This window comes from Streptomyces sp. URMC 126 (assembly GCF_051386555.1).
Classification (GTDB): Bacteria; Actinomycetota; Actinomycetes; order Streptomycetales; family Streptomycetaceae; genus Streptomyces.
Map to the genome: position 1 here is coordinate 1 of NZ_JBPQTX010001431.1, position 230 is coordinate 230.

Sequence of the window (230 nt, forward strand, 5' to 3'; positions counted from 1 at the left end):
GTCGGGGATCGCCACCTCGGTCCCGTACGGGACGCGGGTCTCGGCGGCGTAGACGGCCTCGCCGGGGGAGGGGGAGGTCAGCACGGTGACGGTGCCGTGGCCGTCGTGGTCGTCGATCAGGACGTACACCGGCACCCCTGCGCGGGCGTACGCGCGGCGCTTGTGGATGCGGTCGCGCTCGATCGCGCGGTGCCCGGGGGAGACCACCTCGACGACCATCTCCACACAGG

1 protein-coding gene is annotated in these 230 nt (G+C 73.5%); it reads right to left on the reverse strand.

Going from position 1 to position 230, the window contains the following annotated elements; translation table 11 throughout:
• Positions 1–219 (reverse strand): Uma2 family endonuclease (locus ACSNOK_RS36560; protein ID WP_436784940.1); only part of this gene is annotated, 219 nt, incomplete at its 3' end.
• Between the last annotated feature and the right edge of the window lie 11 nt (positions 220–230).